The 16994-nt window shown below is 65.7% G+C and carries 19 protein-coding genes; 2 read left to right on the top strand and 17 right to left on the bottom strand.

Translation table 11 applies throughout. The annotated features are described in order from the left end of the window. Positions 1-203: hypothetical protein (locus tag ACZYZF_RS17905; RefSeq protein ID WP_463746552.1), on the top strand; the 203-nt coding region annotated here is incomplete at its 5' end. A 150-nt stretch (positions 204-353) separates the two neighbouring features. Here the strand turns inward: ACZYZF_RS17905 and murA are convergent. Further along, positions 354-1610 (bottom strand): UDP-N-acetylglucosamine 1-carboxyvinyltransferase, encoded by a 1257-nt coding sequence (gene murA, locus ACZYZF_RS17900; protein ID WP_166905711.1) that lies wholly within the window; start codon positions 1608-1610, stop codon positions 354-356. 97 nt (positions 1611-1707) lie between these two features. On the opposite strand from murA, the gene ACZYZF_RS17895 reads away from it, so the two are divergent. After that, the gene (locus tag ACZYZF_RS17895; protein WP_463836364.1) at positions 1708-2274 is read left to right on the top strand and encodes a cob(I)yrinic acid a,c-diamide adenosyltransferase; all 567 of its coding nucleotides are present in this window, start codon (positions 1708-1710) and stop codon (positions 2272-2274) included. A 98-nt stretch (positions 2275-2372) separates the two neighbouring features. Here ACZYZF_RS17895 and ACZYZF_RS17890 read toward each other — a convergent pair whose 3' ends face one another. From ACZYZF_RS17890 to fadD1, 16 genes are all read right to left on the bottom strand, one after another. Then, the gene (locus tag ACZYZF_RS17890) at positions 2373-2819 is read right to left on the bottom strand and encodes a DUF2550 domain-containing protein (RefSeq protein ID WP_463746550.1); all 447 of its coding nucleotides are present in this window, start codon (positions 2817-2819) and stop codon (positions 2373-2375) included. A gap of 15 nt (positions 2820-2834) precedes the next feature. Then, positions 2835-3200: a F0F1 ATP synthase subunit epsilon gene (locus ACZYZF_RS17885; RefSeq protein ID WP_463746549.1), complete on the bottom strand. Its 366-nt coding sequence runs from the start codon at positions 3198-3200 to the stop codon at positions 2835-2837. 30 nt (positions 3201-3230) lie between these two features. After that, the gene (gene atpD, locus ACZYZF_RS17880; RefSeq protein ID WP_090428634.1) at positions 3231-4658 is read right to left on the bottom strand and encodes a F0F1 ATP synthase subunit beta; all 1428 of its coding nucleotides are present in this window, start codon (positions 4656-4658) and stop codon (positions 3231-3233) included. 43 nt (positions 4659-4701) lie between these two features. Then, positions 4702-5625 carry a F0F1 ATP synthase subunit gamma gene (locus ACZYZF_RS17875; RefSeq protein ID WP_463746548.1) on the bottom strand — a complete coding sequence of 308 codons (924 nt, stop codon included), beginning with the start codon at positions 5623-5625 and terminating at the stop codon, positions 4702-4704. A 7-nt stretch (positions 5626-5632) separates the two neighbouring features. Next, the gene (gene atpA / locus ACZYZF_RS17870; RefSeq protein ID WP_463746547.1) at positions 5633-7282 is read right to left on the bottom strand and encodes a F0F1 ATP synthase subunit alpha; all 1650 of its coding nucleotides are present in this window, start codon (positions 7280-7282) and stop codon (positions 5633-5635) included. Between the two features lie 57 nt (positions 7283-7339). Further along, the gene (locus ACZYZF_RS17865) at positions 7340-8677 is read right to left on the bottom strand and encodes a F0F1 ATP synthase subunit B/delta (protein WP_463746546.1); all 1338 of its coding nucleotides are present in this window, start codon (positions 8675-8677) and stop codon (positions 7340-7342) included. After that, positions 8678-9193 carry a F0F1 ATP synthase subunit B gene (locus ACZYZF_RS17860; RefSeq protein ID WP_463746545.1) on the bottom strand — a complete coding sequence of 172 codons (516 nt, stop codon included), beginning with the start codon at positions 9191-9193 and terminating at the stop codon, positions 8678-8680. It lies immediately after the preceding gene. A 9-nt stretch (positions 9194-9202) separates the two neighbouring features. Beyond that, positions 9203-9463 carry a F0F1 ATP synthase subunit C gene (locus tag ACZYZF_RS17855; protein WP_003888102.1) on the bottom strand — a complete coding sequence of 87 codons (261 nt, stop codon included), beginning with the start codon at positions 9461-9463 and terminating at the stop codon, positions 9203-9205. A gap of 80 nt (positions 9464-9543) precedes the next feature. Next, on the bottom strand, positions 9544-10329 hold the full coding sequence (gene atpB, locus ACZYZF_RS17850; protein ID WP_463746544.1) for a F0F1 ATP synthase subunit A: 786 nt from the start codon (positions 10327-10329) through the stop codon (positions 9544-9546). A gap of 10 nt (positions 10330-10339) precedes the next feature. Continuing rightward, on the bottom strand, positions 10340-10786 hold the full coding sequence (locus tag ACZYZF_RS17845; protein WP_463746543.1) for an ATP synthase subunit I: 447 nt from the start codon (positions 10784-10786) through the stop codon (positions 10340-10342). 266 nt (positions 10787-11052) lie between these two features. Then, positions 11053-12297 carry a glycosyltransferase family 4 protein gene (locus tag ACZYZF_RS17840; protein ID WP_463746596.1) on the bottom strand — a complete coding sequence of 415 codons (1245 nt, stop codon included), beginning with the start codon at positions 12295-12297 and terminating at the stop codon, positions 11053-11055. Positions 12298-12307: 10 nt separating this feature from the next. Next, positions 12308-12970: an L-threonylcarbamoyladenylate synthase gene (locus ACZYZF_RS17835; protein ID WP_463746542.1), complete on the bottom strand. Its 663-nt coding sequence runs from the start codon at positions 12968-12970 to the stop codon at positions 12308-12310. Positions 12971-13000: 30 nt separating this feature from the next. Further along, complete coding sequence (prmC, locus tag ACZYZF_RS17830) at positions 13001-13846, bottom strand: peptide chain release factor N(5)-glutamine methyltransferase (RefSeq protein WP_463836363.1); 846 nt, start codon at positions 13844-13846, stop codon at positions 13001-13003. Beyond that, positions 13843-14925 (bottom strand): peptide chain release factor 1, encoded by a 1083-nt coding sequence (gene prfA, locus ACZYZF_RS17825; RefSeq protein WP_463746540.1) that lies wholly within the window; start codon positions 14923-14925, stop codon positions 13843-13845. The genes prmC and prfA overlap by 4 nt, the downstream gene beginning before the upstream one ends. 87 nt (positions 14926-15012) lie before the next feature. Next, on the bottom strand, positions 15013-15255 hold the full coding sequence (gene rpmE / locus ACZYZF_RS17820; RefSeq protein WP_463746539.1) for a 50S ribosomal protein L31: 243 nt from the start codon (positions 15253-15255) through the stop codon (positions 15013-15015). A 123-nt stretch (positions 15256-15378) separates the two neighbouring features. Then, positions 15379-16953 carry a fatty-acid--CoA ligase FadD1 gene (gene fadD1 / locus ACZYZF_RS17815; RefSeq protein WP_463746538.1) on the bottom strand — a complete coding sequence of 525 codons (1575 nt, stop codon included), beginning with the start codon at positions 16951-16953 and terminating at the stop codon, positions 15379-15381. Between the last annotated feature and the right edge of the window lie 41 nt (positions 16954-16994).

Here is a 16994-nt window from a genome sequence, read left to right as displayed (position 1 = left end):
CCCTAAACGGGAAAAAGAATGTGGCCAAAAACAACAAACAAAAACCACCAAACACACTATTGAGTTCTCAAACAACAGACTTTTTTCTGCTTTGTCACCCTGTTTTGGGGCAACCCCACCAGCTTAATCGGAATCTTGCCGGCAAGTCAAGTTGCTTCATTTTGGCTTATTTCATCCGGTCTGAGGCAACCTCGCCAGCTTAGTAGAATCTCGGCTGGCTTGTCAAATCGCTCCGGTCCGGGGTGTTTCACCCGCTCCGCGGCGACTTCAAAAGATTAGCCCGAGCCTGCCTGCAAGGTCAAATCGGCTGGTCAGCGCGATTTCGAGGCGGGCGGGCCATCTCGAGCGTGCTGCTATGACCCTACTCTTTCGATCTCCGCTCCGAGGCTCAACAGGTTTTCCACGAACAACGGGTACCCGCGATCGATGTGAAACACGTCGTGAACCTCGGTCTCGCCGTCCGCGACCAAGCCGGCGAGGACCAGGCCGGCGCCCGCGCGGATATCCGAAGACCACACCGGTGCGCTCGAAAGCTGCGGGATCCCCCGCACCACCGCATGGTGTCCGTCGGTCCGCGCGTCTGCGCCCAGCCGAATCATCTCCTCGACAAACCGGAACCTGGCTTCGAACACGTTCTCCGTGATCATCGACGTCCCGTCAGCCACTGCCGCCAGTCCGATCGCCATCGGTTGCAGGTCGGTCGGGAAACCGGGGAACGGCAGCGTCGCCACGTTCACCGCCTTGGGACGCTCGTACTGAACCACCCGGAACCCGTCGTCGTTCTGGGTGACGGTGGCGCCGGCGTCGTGCAGCTTGTGCAGCACCAGCTGCAGGTGCTGCGGGTCCACGCCCGTCACCGAGATGTCTCCGCGCGTCATCGCCGCGGCTATCCCCCACGTCGCTGCCACGATCCGGTCACCGATCACCCGGTGTTGCGTGGGATAGAGGCGATCGACACCAGTGATCGTCAGGGTCGATGTCCCGGCGCCGCTGACCTTCGCGCCCATCTGGTTGAGCATCGCGCAGATGTCGACGATGTCAGGTTCGCGCGCAGCGTTGTGGATCGTCGTGACCCCTTCGGCGAGCACCGCCGCCATCAGGATGTTCTCGGTGGCCCCCACCGATGGGAACTCCAGCTGGATCTCGGCGCCCCGCAGACGATCGGCCTCGGCCACCACACAGCCGTGCTCGATATTGCAGGTCGCCCCCAACTGCCGTAGCCCGGCCTGGTGCATGTCCAGCGGCCGCGACCCGATCGCGTCACCGCCAGGCAGCGCAACCTTGGCCTTCTTGCAGCGTCCGACCAGCGGTCCCAGCACGCATACCGAGGCGCGGAACTGGCGGACCGCCGCGAAATCGGCGTCGTACTTGGGTTCGTCGGGCGACGTGATCCGGACGGTGTCACCGTCAAGCTCGACAGTGGCGCCCAACCCCCGCAACACCTCGGCCATCAGGGGCACATCAAGGATGTCGGGGCAGTTGGTGATCGTGCTGGTGCCCTCGGCCAGCAATGAGGCGGCCATCAGTTTCAGCACGCTGTTCTTTGCCCCACCGACAGCAACTTCGCCTGATAACCGGTTTCCTCCGGTCACCAAGAAACGCTCGCTCACGCCGGTTAGTGTAGACAGCCTGGCGTCGAGTTTCCGCCTGCTCGGACAGATCCGGCGAGCCCGGCGCGCTTGTTCCCAAGCCCGGTACGGTTCAGCTATGGCGGTTCATCTCACCCGTATCTATACCCGCACCGGCGACGACGGCACGACCGGGCTGAGTGACTTCAGCAGGGTTTCCAAGAATGATTCGAGGTTGGCGGCCTACGCCGACTGTGACGAAGCCAACGCAGCGATCGGCGTCGCAGTCGCCCTGGGCGAACCCGATCAGCAAATCCTGGCGGTATTGCGCCAGATTCAGAACGACCTGTTCGACGCGGGAGCAGATCTGTCCACTCCCGTCGTCGAGAACCCCGAGTACCCGCCATTGCGGATCTCCCAGGCCTACATCGACCGCCTGGAGAAGTGGTGCGACGAGTTCAACGAGGCGTTGCCCGCACTGAACTCGTTCATCCTTCCCGGGGGAACTCCGCTGTCTGCACTCCTGCATGTCGGCCGCACCGTGGCTCGCCGCGCAGAGCGGTCGGCCTGGATTGCCGTGGAGGAGCACGGGGATTCGGTCAGCGTGCTGCCGGCGAAGTACCTCAACCGGCTGTCGGATCTGTTGTTCATCCTGTCGCGGGTCGCGAACCCGGACGGAGATGTCCTCTGGAAGCCCGGCGGATGAGCGCTTGCGCGAAGACCAAACCAACCGGATGAGCGCTTGCGCGAAGACCAAACCAACCGGATGAGCGCTTGCGCGAAGACCGAACAGCCCGCAGCGGATCAGTAATTCCGCCGCCGGGCCCGCGGCGAAGGCCGTGATTCGAGCCATGACGTGAACGCCGTCAAGGCTCCCCGATCCAGGGCGATCTCGTAGCCTTGCCGGCGTTCGGGGCTGATGTCGCGCAGTTCGAGAATCACGATCTGATCGGTCATGATGTCGAACTCGTCACCACGCGGTGGACGGCGCGACACCACTTCCAGCCCGCGTCGGCTCAACCGTCGATCAGGCCACCACCGCATGCTGGACAGGCGGTAGAACCCGGCCTCCCCGCCGCGGTAGCGCATCACTCCATGGCGCCAGCCGCTACCCCCGTCGGCGGGGAAATCACGCAGGATTGCGGCGGTTCCACCGACCTGACGCAACTTCCACAAGCGGTAGCTCAAGGCCCCGACCAATAGGAGTAGAACGCAGACGAGCGCGACCATGCCGATCATGGGCGCGCTCATCCGTCGTCTCTGTCGTCAGTCGATCTGGCCGACAGCGCGCAGCCGCGCCCGACCCCAAGCCGCTGTCTTCTCGTCGTCGGACTCAGCATCCCGCTTGGCGGAGTCGGCGTCGATTTCGGATTCGAACTGAGCGTTCTCCACCAGGATCCGAACCGTCTCCTCGGTCACCGACAGGAAACCGCCGTCAACGGCGATCCGCAGATCGTCCTCACCTTCGCGCTCGACCCGCACCATGGCGTCGTCGACGAGCTCCGCAACCAGAGGAATGTGCCGCGGCAGGATGCCGATCTCACCAGCGGTGGTCCGGGTGAAGACGAACGTAGCGGCGCCGGACCAGAGCTCACGCTCGACGGCAACGATCTCAACGTTCAAATCAGCCATTCCACACCACCTCTCGCCGAAGGACTACCGTCACAGCTTCGCGCCGAGGCTCTCGGCCTTCTTCGCCAGGTCGTCCAGACCACCGATGAGGAAGAACGCCTGCTCGGGCAGGTGATCGAACTCGCCCTTGGCCAGCTTGTCGAAGGCCTCGATGGTCTCCTTGAGCGGCACGGTCGAACCCGGCTGGCCGGTGAACTGCTCGGCCGCCATCATGTTCTGGCTCAGGAAGCGCTCGATCTTACGGGCGCGGTACACCAGAACCTTGTCCTCTTCCGACAGCTCGTCGATACCGAGGATGGCGATGATGTCCTGAAGATCCTTGTAGCGCTGCAGGATCCGGATGACTTCCTGGGCGACGCGGTAGTGCTCGTCGCCGACGACGCTGGGGTGCAGGATCGTCGAGGACGATGCCAGCGGGTCCACAGCGGGGAAGATGCCCTTGGAGAACACCGCACGCGAGAGCTCCGTCGTGGCGTCCAGGTGAGCGAACGTGGTGGCCGGTGCCGGGTCGGTGTAGTCGTCGGCGGGCACGTACACGGCCTGCATCGAGGTGATCGAGCGACCACGCGTCGAGGTGATGCGCTCCTGCAGCTCGCCCATCTCGTCGGCCAGCGTCGGCTGGTAACCCACGGCCGAAGGCATACGACCCAGCAGGGTCGAAACCTCGGAACCGGCCTGGGTGAACCGGAAGATGTTGTCGATGAAGAGCAGCACGTCCTGGTTCTGCTCGTCGCGGAAGTACTCGGCCATGGTCAGGGCCGACAGGGCGACGCGCATACGGGTGCCTGGCGGCTCGTCCATCTGGCCGAACACCAACGCGGTGTCCTTGAGGACGTTGGCGTCGGCGAGCTCGACCCAGAGGTCGTTGCCCTCACGGGTGCGCTCACCCACGCCGGCGAACACCGAGGTACCGCCGAAGTTGCGGGCGATACGGTTGATCATCTCCTGGATCAGAACCGTCTTACCCACGCCGGCGCCACCGAACAGGGCGATCTTGCCACCACGCACGTACGGCGTGAGCAGGTCGACGACCTTCAGACCGGTCTCCAGCATCTCGGTGCGGGGCTCCAGGTCGGCGAAGGCCGGCGGCTTGCGGTGAATCGACCAGTGATCGAAGTCCTTGCCGTAGCCGGGCTCGTCGAGGCAGTCGCCGAGGGCATTGAACACGTGGCCCTTGACGCCGTCGCCGACCGGCACCGAGATCGAGGCGCCGGTGTCGCGGACGTCGGTGCCACGCACCAGGCCGTCGGTGGGCTGCATCGAGATGCAGCGCACCAGGCTGTCGCCGAGGTGCTGGGCAACCTCAAGCGTCAGGGTCTTCGCGAGCGCGCCATAGGTGATGTCGGCGTGCAGCGCGTTGAACAGTTCGGGCACGGCACCGCGCGGGAACTCGATGTCCACCACCGGGCCGGTGATGCGGACTACGCGGCCCGCGGTCTTTTCTGCAGTAGCAGTCATTCTCTCTTCGCTTTCCTACGAGGCTCTGTCGTCTTTGGTCCGGCTAGCGCGCGTCGGCCAGCGCGTTCGCGCCGCCCACGATCTCGCTGATTTCCTGGGTGATCTGTGCCTGACGTTCGCGGTTGGCCGCGAGCGTGAGCGCCTTGATCAGATCGTCGGCGTTGTCGGTGGCCGACTTCATGGCGCGCCGGCGCGAAGCCGACTCCGAGGCCGCTGCCTCCAGCAGTGCTGCGTACACCCGGGTGGCGATGTAGCGCGGCAGCAGCGCGTCGAACAGGTCCTCGGCATTCGGCTCGAACGAATACAGCGTGTGCGGACCGGTTTCCGGCTCACCGACGTACTCGACGACCAACGGCGCAACCTGATGAGCCACCGCGGTCTGCGACAGCATGGACCGGAATTCCGTGGACACGATGTGCAGTTCGTCGACGCCCAAGATGCCGTCGGCTCCGGCGTCATCGCCGTCGTCGTCAGCGCCGGACATGAACGCCGACACCAGGGTGTCTGCGATCTCCTTGGCGTTCTCGTAGGTGGGCCGCTCCGAGAACCCGGTCCACGATTCGGTCACCGTTCGCTGCCGGAAGCTGTAGTAGCCCAGAGCTTTCCGGCCGACGACGTAGAGCACCGGGCTCTTGCCCTGGTCCCGCAGCAGCGAGAACAGTTCTTCGGCCCGACGCAGCACGTTGGCGTTGTAACCGCCGCAGAGGCCGCGGTCCGAGGACACCACGAGGACACCGGCCCGCTTGGGGTTCTCCCGCTCGACGAGCAGCGGGTGATCCAGCGCGCTGGCACCCGCAAGCTCGGTGAGCATGTTGGTGATCTCGGTGGAGTAGGGCCGGGCCGCATCGACCCGGGCCTGCGCCTTGGCGATCCGCGACGTGGCGATCAGCTCCTGCGCCTTCGTGATCTTCTTGATCGACGAGGCGGATTTGATACGTCCGCGTAGTTCGCGAAGTGTGGCTGCCATTGGTTACCTAGGCCTTCTTGGGAGCCGGCTTGCGGACCTTGACCGATTCCTTCTCCAGGTCCGCGGGATCCAGTGCGTCGGCATCGGCCTCGTTGACCACCACGGAGCTGCCGTCGGAGGCGGCGAAGCCCTTCTTGAACTCATTGATGACCGAGACCAGCTTCTCCTCGTTCTCCTCGGAGAGCTTCTTGGTCTCCTTGATGCCCTTGAGGATCTCGGAGTGGCTGGCCTTGACATGCTCCAGCAGCTCGTCGACGAAGCGTGTGACGTCCTCGGCCGGAACCGAATCCAGGTGGCCCTGGGTACCGAGGAAGATCGAGACGACCTGGTCCTCGACCGCCAGCGGGCTGTACTGCGCCTGCTTGAGCAGCTCCACCAGGCGCACACCACGATCCAGCTGAGCCTTGGAGGCCGCGTCCAGATCCGAGGCGAAGGCCGCGAAGGCCTCCAGCTCGCGGTACTGCGACAGATCCAAGCGCAGACTTCCCGCAACTTCCTTCATGGCCTTGATCTGCGCGGCGCCACCGACACGCGACACCGACACACCGACGTTGACCGCCGGTCGCACGCCCTGGTTGAACAGGTCGGACTCCAGGAAGCACTGGCCGTCGGTGATCGAGATGACGTTGGTCGGGATGAACGCCGAGATGTCGTTGGCCTTGGTCTCGATGATCGGCAGACCCGTCATCGAACCGCCGCCGAGTTCGTCGGACAGCTTGGCGCAACGCTCCAGCAGACGGGAGTGCAGGTAGAAGACGTCGCCGGGGAATGCCTCGCGGCCCGGCGGGCGGCGCAGCAGCAGCGAGATGGCGCGGTAGGCGTCGGCCTGCTTGGAGAGGTCGTCGAAGACGATCAGCACGTGCTTGCCGTCATACATCCAGTGCTGCCCGATGGCCGAACCGGTGTACGGCGCCAGCCACTTGAAGCCGGCAGGATCCGAGGCAGGGGACGCGACGATGGTGGTGTACTCCATCGCGCCGCCCTCTTCCAGCGCGCGCTTCACGCTGGCGATGGTGGTGCCCTTCTGGCCGATGGCGACGTACACGCAGCGCACCTGCTGCTTGGGGTCGCCGGTCTCCCAGGCCTCACGCTGGTTGAGGATGGTGTCGACGCAGACCGCGGTCTTGCCGGTCTTGCGGTCACCGATGATCAGCTGACGCTGGCCACGGCCGATCGGGGTCATGGCGTCGATGGCCTTGATGCCGGTCTGCAGCGGCTCGGACACGCCCTGGCGCTGAACCACCGACGGGGCCTGCAGCTCGAGGGCACGCCGCTCCTCGGCGGCGATGTCGCCCTGGCCGTCGATCGGCTGACCGAGCGGGTTGACGACGCGACCGAGGAAGGCGTCGCCGACAGGCACCGAGAGGACCTCGCCGGTGCGCTTGACCTGCTGGCCCTCTTCGATCTTCTCGAAGTCACCCAGGATGACGGCACCGACGCTGTGCTCGTCGAGGTTGAGCGCCACACCCAACACACCGCCCGGGAACTCGAGGAGTTCCTGGGTCATGACCGAGGGCAGGCCCTCGACGTGGGCGATGCCGTCACCGGCGTCGACGACGGTGCCGATCTCTTCACGCTCGGTGTCGGCGGAAAACGAGGATACGTAGTCCTCGATGGCACCTTCGATATCAGCAGCCGAGATTGTCAACTCTGCCATGGTTTTTCGTCTTCCTACCTTGATCTTTGGGGTGGTCCTGGGGGTTCGTGGCTCGGGTCAGTCGGGCAACTGGGTCGCAGCGGCGGCCAGTCGGGACGAGATCGAGCCGTCGATCACTTCGTCACCGACGGTGATCGACAGACCACCGAGCAGTTCCGGGTCGACGTGCAACTGCACCGACACCGGATGTCCGTAGATGCGGGTGAGCACCTCCGACAACCGGGTCCGCTGGGCATCGGTCAGGTCAGCCGCAGCAGTCACGTGCGCGACCACCTCACCGCGGCGGGACACTGCGAGCTCGGCGAGGTCGATGACCGCCTCGTCGGCACGCTCACCGCGAAGCAGTCCCACAGTCTGGGTCAGCAGCGCAGCTGCCGTCCCATTCGCACCCGCGTTGCCGCCGAGCACCTTGTCCAGCAAGGCAACCCGGCCGTCGATCGGGGCGGTGTAGTCACTGAGCAGAGCCGAGAGCTTGGGCTCGGCGTCGAGCAGGCGGCCGAACCGGAACAGCTGGTCCTCCACCTCGTCGACCTCGCCGGCAGTCTCGGCGCGCTTGAGCAGCGCCAGACGTGCGGTGTGTTCGATCGCGTCGACCAGGTTCGATTCGGTCGACCAGCGCTGCGAGACGGCAGTCCGCAGCACGTCCAGTGTGGTGCTGCCGACCTTGCCCGACAGCAGACGATCGACCAGCTCGGCCTTGGCGCCAGTCTCGTCCGTCGGCTCGGCCAGATGCCGGTTCAGCGTCGGCTCCGACAGCAGCAGCCTGGCGACGGAGGTCAGCTCCTCGGCCAGGGTGGTCAGGCCGTCGGCGTCCAGACCGCCCGCGACGGAGTCGAACTTTCCGACCACGGCCGTCAGCGACTCGCGGCTCGCCGCGCGCAGTTTCGCCGTGGCGGCGGTGTCGATCACCACTGCCGACGGCGCCATCTGGTCGAGCTCGGCGAGGAACCGGTCGACGGTGGCCGCCTGCGCAGCCGGGTCGGCGACGTGCGCCCGGACCAGAGCGTCGGCCTTGGCCACCGACTCTGATCCGAGACCGGTCCGAAGCTCGCGGATGAGCTGCTGGCGCATCAGCTGAACCTGCTGAGCGCCCTGGGCCTTGATCCGCTCGGCCTCGGTGCCGGCCTGCTCGGCCAGCTGAGCAGTGATCCGCTCGGAGTCCTGCGAGGCCTCGTCGGTCACCTTGGTCGATTCGGCCTTCGCGTCGGCGAGTGCCTTGGCATGCATCTCATCGGCATCGGCGAGCTTCTTGGCCGCATCGGCGCTCTCGGCGAGCGCGACCCGCACGGCCTCCTGCTGCTTCTGCATCAGGCTCCGCACCGGCGGCACAACCCACTTGATGATGATGAATGCGATGACAGCAAAGCCGATCAGCTGCCCGATAAATATCGACATCTACTGCGTCCCACCTGATTTCACGTCGACGCCCAAAATTCGGTTGGCCAGGGTCCGCGAGAGTCCGTCCACCGACGACTCCAGACCCGGCCGCACACCGGCACTCTGGGCAGCAAGCTGCTCATCGGCCTGGCGCACGGTTTCGGCCACTTCGGTGCTGGCTTCGGCACGCTTGGCGTCGACCACCTCGCGACCCGCCGAACGGGCCTCGTCACGGATGGCCGATGCCTGTGTGCGTGCCCCGGCCATCGCCTCGTTGTAATCGGCCTGTGCCGCGGCCACCTGCTCGGCCGATTTCCGATTGTCGGCGGCGGTCTTGGCCAGCATCGCTTCGCGCTCTGCCAGCACCTTGCCGACCGGCGGCACAACCCATTTCGCGATCACGGCGAGCGTGATCAGGAAAATGATCAGCACGGCGAAGAAGGTGCCGTTGGGGACCAGGAAGTTGCTCTGGCCCCCACCGCCTTCCTCGGCTGCCTGGCTCGCAGCCAGGATCGTTGCGCTCAGTTCACCCATGCTGATGGACTACTGCAGGCCCGGGGTGGCGAAGACGAACAGCGCCATGAAAGCCAGGTTGATGAAGTACGCGGCCTCCACCAGACCGACGGTGATGAAGAACGGGGTGAACAGACGGCCCTGGGCCTCGGGCTGACGGGCGATGCCCGAGATCAGCGCGTTACCCGCGATACCGTCACCGATACCTGCGCCGATGGCGCCGCCACCCATGATCAAACCGCCACCGATCAGCGCGCCGGCCGTGATGAGGGCGTTGGGGTCGAGTTCCATTCCTTTTATCCTCCTTGATAACTGGTGGCTGTGCCGCCAGAGGTTCGTGTTGTGTAGTTGTAGAGACTTATCGGATCAGGTCAGTGCGCATTGCCGTCTTCGTGGTCCAGCTCCATCGACTGGCTGAAGTACAGGATCGTCAGCAGCGAGAAGATGAATGCCTGGATCAGGCCGACGAACAGGTCGAAGGTCTTCCAGATCGCGTTGGGTGCCCACTGGATGTACCAGGGGAACATCGCGATCAGCGCGACCAGGATGCCGCCGGCGAAGATGTTGCCGAAAAGTCGGAGGGCCAGCGAGATCGGCTTGGCGATCTCTTCGACGATGTTGATCGGCGCCAGGAACGCGACGTGCCCCTTGACCACCTTGATCGGGTGCCCGATGATGCCGCGCCGCCAGATGCCTGCGGCGTGGTAGGCGAGGAACACGAACAAGGCGAGCGCCAGCACGAAGTTGATGTCGGAAGCCGGCGGCTTGTACCACTCGGCAGCGGCGCCGTCGGGCCCCCCGTACTGCAGCGGCAGCACCGCCAGCCAGTTGGAGATCAGGATGAAGGCGAAGATCGTCACCGACAGCGGCAGCACGAACGGGGCGACCTTCATACCGATCGAACCCTCGATCTGCTGGCGCATCTGGATGGTCAAGGCCTCCCAGAACAGCTGTACACCGCCCGGCACGCCGGTCGAGGTGACCTTGGCCCGCAGGACGAACGCCAGCGCGATCACGATCACCGCGGTGACCGCGGTGGCCAGGATGGTGTCACCGTTGAACGTCATCCCGAACAGCTCGAACACCATGGTGTGGTGGCCGACGTGGATGGCGGGGCCACCCTCTTCGGCAGCGAGCACGGTCGTCGTCTGAGTCATATAGGTCAGCTCAACCCTTCGATTCCGTATCCAAGACATCCAGGCCGTTCGAGCGGATCTTCCGCAGCACGGGGATGCTGGTGCTCATCACCAGCAGAGCCTGGAAAATCGCCAGCCCGAACAGCACCGCGATGCCGCCCGAGGTTTTGAAGACAAATGCGATGCCGAGTGCGATCGCAGTGATGATCAGCAGCCGTGTCGCGGAGTTCACGGCCATCTTCTTCTTGAGCGGGTGATCCTCTGCCGTGATCGATTCGACCGCCCGGCGAACCAGCAGGGCGTTGACCAGACCGAGGCCCAGCCCGACCCCGAAGAAAACTCCGAAGTAGATGTGTCCGGCGAATCCGGCGGCCACGATGGCCAGCGCGGACAGTGCCACGCAAACAATCAGGAGACGCAGCGGCCGGAAGGCCACCGACGGGAACACCAACGGCGCGTTCTGCGCTGGTGTCGTCACCGCTTCACCCCAATCCCGCCGTTACGGAAAGCTGTCCCCTCGGATGCGCCGGCGACGTGTAGCGCCTGGCAAAACCCTGTGCGTGCCCGACGAGAATATCGGAGGGCAACGGGCGGGCTGAAATCACCCACGGGGTAGCTCCCTTTGTCGGTCGTTGATCGGCACCTGACGGTTCGTCGAACCGAAGGGCCGGGCCGGCAACCCGCGAGGTTTTTCGGGTTCTGGCAGCACGGTACCACATGGTAGGCACCCTAAAACGGGGCCTACTACTTTTTGTCGTACTCCCCTTCGTGCTCGTCGTCGGACCCTTCATTCCCGCGTTGCAACAGCGGTATCAGCGTCACCACGATCGCCACCAGAATGGCCGCCACGACCACCGCTCCGGTGTAGCGCGGATCGAAGAAAATGGTCGCCGCAGCGCCGAAGGCGATGATGCCCACCCACAGGTAGATCAGCAGGACCGCACGGCGATGTGAGTGGCCGATCTGCAGCAACCGATGGTGCAGATGCATCTTGTCGGGGCTGAGCGGACTCCGGCCGGCCCGGGTGCGCCGCACGATGGCCAGCAACGTATCCAGGGCCGGCACCAGCATCACGGCGATCACCAGGAGGAACGGCGACATCAGCGCGAAAACATCGCGAGCGCCGTAGGCATTCTGCGAGATCGGCCCGGCCGCCGTCGTCGACGCCGCGCCCAGCATGAGGCCGATGAGCATCGACCCGGAGTCGCCCATGAAGATCTTGGCCCGGTGGAAATTGTGCGGGAGGAAGCCCAGACAGGCACCGGCCAGCACCACCGAGATGACCGCGGGCGGATAGAACAGGACGTCACCGCCGTGGTCACGCAGCAGTCCGACCGAGAACACGCAGATGGCCAGGGCGGTGATGAGCCCGAGGCCGGCCGCCAGACCGTCGAGTCCGTCGACGAAGTTCATCGCGTTGACGATCGAGACCGTGAGTGCGAGCGTCAGCAGTATCGACGAGACCTGGTCGAGCACGATGGTGCCCACTCCCCCGAACGGGATGTAGAGCACGCTCCAGGCCACACCCATCGTGACGAGCACGCTGGCCGCGGTGATCTGCCCGGCGAATTTCGTCAGGGCGTCCAGGCCCCAGCGGTCGTCGATCAATCCGATCGCCATGATCAGCCCGCCCGCCACCACCACTGCAGGCATGCCGGTGGAATAGACGAAACCCCGCGTGAGTGCCGGCAGTTGGGAGGCCAGCAGGACCGCGGCGGCCACCCCGATGTACATCGCCAACCCACCCATGCGCGGGGTGGGTTGCACATGGACGTCGCGCTCACGGGGGTAGGCAACGGCGCCGAGCCGAATGGCGATCACGCGCACCCAGCCGGTGGCGAAATACGTGATGATCGCGGCGGTCAGCCCGACCAGTGCCAGTTCACGCAGCGGTACACCGGCGCCCCGGTCCGACAGAGCGAGAAGCCCCGAATTGACCGCGGGCATCACTGCGTCACCGGCCGACATCACCGATGAACCGTACTGCAGCAAGCTGAGATCACTCCGTAGGTGTTGTTGTGAGCGTGGACGTTTCCACGCCGACGACCCGGGCGATGTCCGCCGCACTGATCGGGCCGGTCCGCAGGATGCGGGGGTGGACGCCAGTGAGGTCGACGATCGTGGACGCGGCCTGTTGTTCGGCCGGCCCGCCGTCGAGGTAGACCTCGACCTTGTCGCCGAGTTGCTCGTGGGCCGCAGCTGCGGTCGACGCGGCAGGGCGGCCCGAGACGTTGGCACTCGACTGGGCCATCGGGCCGACTTCCCGCAGCAGCTCGATGGCCACCGGGTGCATCGGCATCCGGAGCATGACGCTGCCGTTGGCGTCCCCGAGGTCCCACTGCAGGGACGGCGCCTGCGTGACCACCAGGCTCAGTGCGCCCGGCCAGAAGGCACGGATCAGTTCGCGGGCAGCGGGCGGCACCGAATAGACCAGACCGTCGATGGTGTTCCACGACCCGACGAATACACCGACCGGCATGTTGCGCCCGCGGCCCTTGGCGGCGAGCAGACTGCCGACAGCCTCCCGATCGAAGGCATCGGCACCGATCCCGTAGACGGTGTCGGTCGGTAGCACCACCAGCCGGCCACCCTTCACCGCGCTGATCGCCGAGGCGATACCGGCCGCACGCTGATCGGCGTCGGCGCAATCGAAGATGGTCATGTCGGCTCCCCGGTCGGTGCGCGCATCAACTCAGCTTCTCCCAATCCGGGTCGCCGTCACAAAGCGGGGTCGCCCTGCGAGGTCACGGCGCGCGGTGACCGCGGTGAAGTGCCCGTCCCGCGCGAATGACTCGACCGACTGCTCGGACGTGGTGTCGTCGTGCTCGACAGCGCACGACGCACCGTCGCGCAGCCAGCGCGCGGCCAGCGCGACGATCGGCCGGATCACCGACATCCCGTCGGGGCCGCCGAACAACGCGGCCGGCGGATCATGTTGGGCGACTTCGGGTTCCAGGACTGCGGACTCGGGGATGTAGGGCGGGTTGGACACCAGCAGGTCCACCTTGGCATCGAGTTCGGGCAGCAGACCGGGCGCGGTGACGTCGGCGGCCAGTATTTCGACAGTGGATCCCGCCGCGTTGCGTCGGGCAAATTCCAGGGCCGCGGGCGAGTTCTCGACGGCGAGTACCCGGGCATCGGGCCACTGGGCGGCCAGCCCCAACGCCAACGCACCCGAACCCGTGCAGAGGTCGACGATCACCGGATTTTCGGGAAGTTGTCGTGCACAGGCCCATTCGAGCAGCGCCTCGGTCTCCGGGCGCGGGATGAACACACCGGGGCCGACACTGAGTGTCAACGGGCCGAACGGCGCGGTGCCGGTCAGATGCTGGAGGGGAATCCGGCGGGAGCGGGCGGCGACGAGCTCGTCGTAGGCCTGCTCGAACCGTTCATCGGGATCGTCGAGAGACAACAGTCGGCTGCGGTCGACACCCAGGACGTGTGCGGCCAGTAGTTCGGCGTCGATGCGCGGGGAGCCGATGCCGACGGCGGCCAACCGTGCTGCTGCCGCCGCGACGGCCTGCCGCAGGGGTGTCATGCCTGCTGCTGTAGCCGGGCCTGTTTGTCGGCGGCGCCCAGCGCGTCGAGCAGCGCGTCCATGTCTCCGTCGAGCACCTGGTCGAGATTGTGCGCCTTGAAGTTGATGCGGTGATCCGCGATCCGGTTCTCGGGGAAGTTGTACGTGCGGATCCGTTCGCTGCGGTCGACCGTACGGATCTGGCTGGCCCGGTCGGCCGATGCGTCGGCCGACGCCTGCTCTTCGGCCAGTGCCTGCAGCCGAGCGGCGAGCACGACCATGGCCCGGGCCTTGTTCTGCAGCTGGGAGCGCTCGTTCTGGCAGGTGACCACGATGCCGGTGGGCAGGTGGGTGATGCGCACCGCGGAATCGGTCGTGTTCACGCCCTGTCCGCCCTTGCCCGAGGACCGGTAGACGTCGATGCGCAGGTCGGATTCGTCGATCTGGACAGCCTCGACATCTTCGGGCTCCGGATAGACCAGGACACCTGCGGCCGAGGTGTGCACCCGGCCCTGGGATTCGGTGACGGGCACCCGCTGAACGCGGTGCACCCCACCTTCGAACTTCATCCGCGACCACACGCCGTCTGCCGAGTCGCCCTTGCTCGCGATGGTGATGGTGGCGTCCTTGTAACCGCCGAGGTCCGACCACGTCTCGTCGAGCACCGTGACGGTCCAGCCGTGACGCTCGGCGTACCGGATGTACATCCGCGCCAGATCAGCTGCGAACAGGGCCGACTCCTCGCCGCCCTCTCCGGACTTCACCTCAAGCACGATGTCATCGGCATCGTGGGGATCGCGGGGGGCCAGCTGGTCGGTGAGCTGCGCATCGAGTTCGGCGACCTTGGCGGTCAGCTCGTCCACCTCGTCAGCGAAGCTGGCGTCGTCGGCGGCCAGTTCGCGGGCAGCCTCCAGGTCACCGCGGGCGGTCTCCAGCTTGCGGTAGGTCCCGACGACAGGAGAGATCTGGGCGAAGCGCCGACCCACCTTCCGGGCGGCTGCGGCATCGGCGTGCAGGTTGGGGTCGGACAGTTGGCGCTCGAGGTCGGCGTGCTCAACCAGTAACGCCTCGATCGCCGGGGCCGTATCAGTGCCGGTCACTGTTCACTCCTTCCCGAAATCCGCCGTGAAACGAGAACAGCGCCCGGATCTGACGCAAATGCGACAGATCGGGCGCCGTTGACGTAGCTACTTGTCGGCTGCAGCAGCCTGATCGCCGGCAGGCTTGCGCTTGCCGTACCGCTTCTCGAAGCGGGCCACGCGACCACCGCTGTCGAGGATCTTCTGCTTGCCGGTGTAGAACGGGTGGCACTGCGAGCAGACCTCGACCACGATCTGGCCGGTCTGCTTGGTGCTACGGGTCTGGAAGGTATGGCCGCAACCACAGTGCACCGTGGTCTCGACATACTCGGGGTGAATGCCTGTTTTCATGGTTCCTCTTCAATCGTTGGCCCGGGTCGCCCGCAATTCGGATGGACGTGAACCGGGACCGAGGGTCGGCGGTCCATTATGCCAGGTCAACCGCCAGCATCCTAAACGCCGGATGACCGGCGCCTATTCCCCATCCGCGTCGGGCCGAACAACCGTGTAGGTCGTGCCGTCGCGCTTCCACAGCACCCGGCCAACCGGATCGGAACCGAGGGCGACCAGTTCACGCTTGAGAATCTTGTTTGTCGCCGTGCTGGGCAGGTCGTCGGCCAGCCACACGTACCGCGGCCAGGATTTCGGTGACAGGTCCCGCTGCTGCGCCAGGAATGCGCTGAACTCGTCGGGCGTCAGCCCCTGCCCGTCACGCAGCACGAGAGCGGCCATCACCTGGTCACCGACGAACTCGTCGGGCACCGGATAGACCGCCACCCGGCTGATCACCGGCTGCCGTAGCAGGATTCGTTCGATCGGGGCGGCAGTGATGTTCTCGCCGTCCACCCTCATCCAATCGGCGGTGCGCCCGGCCAGGTAGATCCAGCCGTCGGCGTCGCGGTAGGCAAGATCGCCCGACCAGTACATGCCGTGGCGCAGCCGCTCATCGGTCGCACCCTGGTCGTTGTGGTAGCCGCGGAACATCCCGCTGCCGTTGGTGTTGACCAGCTCACCGGTGGCGGCCTCGGCGTTGATCAGGGCCCCGGTGTCATCGAATTGCGCAGCCGGGCATTCTTCAAGAGTCTCCGGGTCGTAGATCGCCACGCCCGGGAAACCCTGGCCGACGCTGCCGGCCGGGGTGCCCTCGGAACGGGTGATGATGATCGCCAGCTCTGTCGAGCCGAATCCGTCCCACACGCTGCACCCGAACCGGCGGCTGAATTCGTCGATGTCGCGGTCGGCGGCCTCGTTGCCGAACGCCACCCGCAGGGTGTTGTCGTGGTCGTCGGATTGCTCGGCGGTGGCCAGGATGTAGGCCAGTGGCTTGCCGACGTAGTTCATGTACGTCGCGCCGTAACGGCGGATGTCCGGGAGGAACCCGGATGCGGAGAACTGTGCCGGCGCCATGGCCGCGCCCGAGCTGAGCGCCACGCCCCATCCGGCGTACACCCCGTTCGAGTGGAACAGCGGCATGGCCAGGTAGCACGTGTCCGCCTCCGTCAGGTCGTAGCGCTGCACCAGCGCGGCGGCTGAGAACAACACGATGGAGTGCGCCACCTGAACGGCCTTGGGCTCGCCGCTGGTGCCCGAGGTGAAGATCATCATGAAGGTGTCGTCGGGCCCGACCTCGCGGTGCGGGATGAGTTCCTGCGGTGACCAGGCGGTGTCCGATACATCGATGACGGTGACGCCCGGCAGGTCGAGGCCCTCGAGCAGCTGACGATGATGTTGATCGACCAGGACGACCTGACATTCGACCCGGGCGATGTCGCGGGCCAGCGCATCGCCCCGACGGGTGTTGTTGATGCCGCACAGCACATAGCCGCCGAGGCCCGCGGCCGCGAGCGCGGTCAGCATGTCGGGCGTATTGCCCAGAAGGGTGCCGACATGCAGCGGACGCTGCGGGTCGGCCAGCGCAATCAGGGTTGCAGCCTGGGCCTTCGCTTCGGCGATGTGCTCACGCCAGGTCCAGCTCCGGTCGCCGTACCTGATGGCGACCGTGTCGCCTCCTTCGCGTTCCCGGAGCAACTGCTGCAGCGTTTCGGCCATCGAAATGATCCCCAAAGCTCGGTGAAGGGTGAACAGATTAG

Source organism: Mycobacterium sp. IDUB_24 (assembly GCF_055419385.1).
Note: the sequence above shows the minus strand (reverse complement) of the source record. Positions and strands in the feature narration are given on the sequence as shown.

Coding starts and splice junctions, on each gene's coding strand:
- ACZYZF_RS17895 (WP_463836364.1), top strand. CDS start 1,708: ATGGCGGTTCATCTCACCCGTATCTATACCCGCACCGGCGACGACGGC.
- ACZYZF_RS17835 (WP_463746542.1), bottom strand. CDS start 12,970: ATGACCATCTTCGATTGCGCCGACGCCGATCAGCGTGCGGCCGGTATC.
- ACZYZF_RS17875 (WP_463746548.1), bottom strand. CDS start 5,625: ATGGCAGCCACACTTCGCGAACTACGCGGACGTATCAAATCCGCCTCG.
- prmC (WP_463836363.1), bottom strand. CDS start 13,846: ATGACACCCCTGCGGCAGGCCGTCGCGGCGGCAGCAGCACGGTTGGCC.
- ACZYZF_RS17855 (WP_003888102.1), bottom strand. CDS start 9,463: ATGGAACTCGACCCCAACGCCCTCATCACGGCCGGCGCGCTGATCGGT.
- ACZYZF_RS17890 (WP_463746550.1), bottom strand. CDS start 2,819: ATGAGCGCGCCCATGATCGGCATGGTCGCGCTCGTCTGCGTTCTACTC.
- rpmE (WP_463746539.1), bottom strand. CDS start 15,255: ATGAAAACAGGCATTCACCCCGAGTATGTCGAGACCACGGTGCACTGT.
- ACZYZF_RS17860 (WP_463746545.1), bottom strand. CDS start 9,193: ATGGGTGAACTGAGCGCAACGATCCTGGCTGCGAGCCAGGCAGCCGAG.
- atpD (WP_090428634.1), bottom strand. CDS start 4,658: ATGACTGCTACTGCAGAAAAGACCGCGGGCCGCGTAGTCCGCATCACC.
- fadD1 (WP_463746538.1), bottom strand. CDS start 16,953: ATGGCCGAAACGCTGCAGCAGTTGCTCCGGGAACGCGAAGGAGGCGAC.
- atpA (WP_463746547.1), bottom strand. CDS start 7,282: ATGGCAGAGTTGACAATCTCGGCTGCTGATATCGAAGGTGCCATCGAG.
- ACZYZF_RS17885 (WP_463746549.1), bottom strand. CDS start 3,200: ATGGCTGATTTGAACGTTGAGATCGTTGCCGTCGAGCGTGAGCTCTGG.
- ACZYZF_RS17865 (WP_463746546.1), bottom strand. CDS start 8,677: ATGTCGATATTTATCGGGCAGCTGATCGGCTTTGCTGTCATCGCATTC.
- atpB (WP_463746544.1), bottom strand. CDS start 10,329: ATGACTCAGACGACGACCGTGCTCGCTGCCGAAGAGGGTGGCCCCGCC.